Below are 1728 nucleotides of genomic sequence, written 5' to 3' on the forward strand. Positions count from 1 at the left end.
TGGCCCACATGAATCCCTGGCCTGCGTGAATCCGGCGCCCCGTTCCGGGACGATGCGCGGTGCGGTCCTTTCGGTTTCGTTCATGCTCTTTTGCGAGGGTGGTCGCAGGTCGGGGAACCGGCCGCGTGTCACTGCGTTTAGTCGGGCTTGACCATCATGCGGGGCCTCCTCACCGGCGGCGTCAAGGCGATCCTGGCGATCGCGGCGCTCTCCACCGCCGCCCACTGGGCGCTGCGCGTCCAGCGCGGTCCCGCGCCGGACGGCCACGGCCTGTCGAACCAAGCACTGGCGAGCCTGCCCGACCCGGCCACCACGGGCTCGATCGAGCCGCGGAAGGTCGAGCGCATGGCAGTCGCCCCGCCTGCGCCGAAGGCGTCCGCGAGCCTCGATCAGGACCATCTGTCCGCCCTGATCGCCAGCACCACCGGTACCAGGACGAAGGTGCAGAAGGCCATCGCCAAGCGTTGAACCCCGATCTCGACGAGACCGACGCGTCCTGGTCCGGCCCCCGCGACCGCGGTGCCGCACGGAACCCTCGCCACGGCGATCCGTTGGCCCGGTCACACCCCGATCGAAAGGAGGCACCGCATGGCCAATCCCGGCCTCCCGACACCGCACCCGACGCCCGGCGACCTGCCGCCGCCGCCGCAGCCGGACGACCTGCCCGACATCGGGCCGACCGGCCCGCGCACGCCCTATCCGATCGACGATCCGGGCATCGACGAGCCGGGCGGCCCAGGCTCGGAGCCCGACGTGTTCCCCGGCGCTCCGACCGATCCGGGCGTGCGGATGTAGGACCGGCTCAGGGCTCCCACGGCGATCAGGGTCACCACGGAAAGAAGGGTTTCGATCCGCAAGCGGTGCTCTTCGCGGACGGTCCGGTCGAACGAGGCACGGATCGCCGTGGGGCCCTCAATGCCCGCCGTGCGACGTGCGCACGTCGCGGGGCGCCGCGAGGATCTCGGAAAGGCTTGTCGCCACGTGACGGGCCTCTTCGTCCGTCAGGCGGAGCTGGAACGGCGGAAGCGCGCCGGCCTGGAGCGCGACGACCGCCTGCCCCTGGTCGTCGGTGCCGACCTCGATCGCGGACGAGGTCACGTCGAGCATCGCGATCTCCCCATCGCCCATCTCGTCGGCCAGGTCGGGCTCCTCGGGTTCGTCGATCGCGGTGAGAAGCTGGCCCACGGCGCGCACCAGCGCCCGGGCCGCGCGGGCATCCATCACCACGGCGGTCGCCTGATCGTCCTTCTGGAAGGCGAGCTGGATGTTCGCGCCCTCCAACGAAACCGAGATACCTGCCATGGATCGCCTAACAGCCTGACCGCGAACCCGTATATGCACCGCGGACCCCAAGAATCCCAGACGCCGGGCGCACGCTTTCGCGGCTGGTCGGGCCTAAGCAGGCATTCGTGGCCTCGTCCACGAATGCCTGCTTCGATCTCTTTAGTGCCGCATCGTTTTTTCGCGCGAACCGGCGGCCGCTTCGCGCAATGATGCATTAGATCGGACGACCCCGCCTTGTTGCCGCCGCAGGGAACGCCCACCTTGAGGGGACGGCGGGCACATCGTTGAGACGGACGCCCGTTGCGGGTGCCGCATCTCATGTCCCGCCGCTCATGATAGACTTTGAGGAGGTCGATCCGTTCGCGCACGATGGCGCGGGGGCTCGACCCATCGACGATACGAGGTTCTCGACGTGAATACCGGTACCGTGAAGTGGTTCAACGA

The 1728-nt window shown here is 69.1% G+C and carries 3 protein-coding genes; 2 read left to right on the forward strand and 1 reads right to left on the reverse strand.

What is annotated here, in order from left to right:
• Positions 1–156: 156 nt before the first annotated feature.
• Entirely contained in the window at positions 157–468 is a 312-nt protein-coding gene (locus ACFE86_RS18480; RefSeq protein ID WP_375456783.1) for a hypothetical protein, read from the forward strand.
• Positions 469–588: 120 nt separating this feature from the next.
• The gene (locus ACFE86_RS18485; protein WP_375456784.1) at positions 589–795 is read left to right on the forward strand and encodes a hypothetical protein; all 207 of its coding nucleotides are present in this window, start codon (positions 589–591) and stop codon (positions 793–795) included.
• A gap of 117 nt (positions 796–912) precedes the next feature.
• Here the strand turns inward: ACFE86_RS18485 and ACFE86_RS18490 are convergent, their stop codons facing one another.
• Complete coding sequence (locus ACFE86_RS18490) at positions 913–1302, reverse strand: hypothetical protein (RefSeq protein WP_375456785.1); 390 nt, start codon at positions 1300–1302, stop codon at positions 913–915.
• Positions 1303–1728 lie beyond the last annotated feature (426 nt).

The organism is uncultured Methylobacterium sp., from assembly GCF_964244095.1.
Lineage (GTDB): Bacteria > Pseudomonadota > Alphaproteobacteria > Rhizobiales > Beijerinckiaceae > Methylobacterium.

What these genes read in the sequence shown, in the direction of transcription:
- ACFE86_RS18480 (WP_375456783.1), top strand. Translation starts at nt 157, where the DNA reads ATGCGGGGCCTCCTCACCGGCGGCGTCAAGGCGATCCTGGCGATCGCG.
- ACFE86_RS18485 (WP_375456784.1), top strand. Translation starts at nt 589, where the DNA reads ATGGCCAATCCCGGCCTCCCGACACCGCACCCGACGCCCGGCGACCTG.
- ACFE86_RS18490 (WP_375456785.1), bottom strand. Translation starts at nt 1,302, where the DNA reads ATGGCAGGTATCTCGGTTTCGTTGGAGGGCGCGAACATCCAGCTCGCC.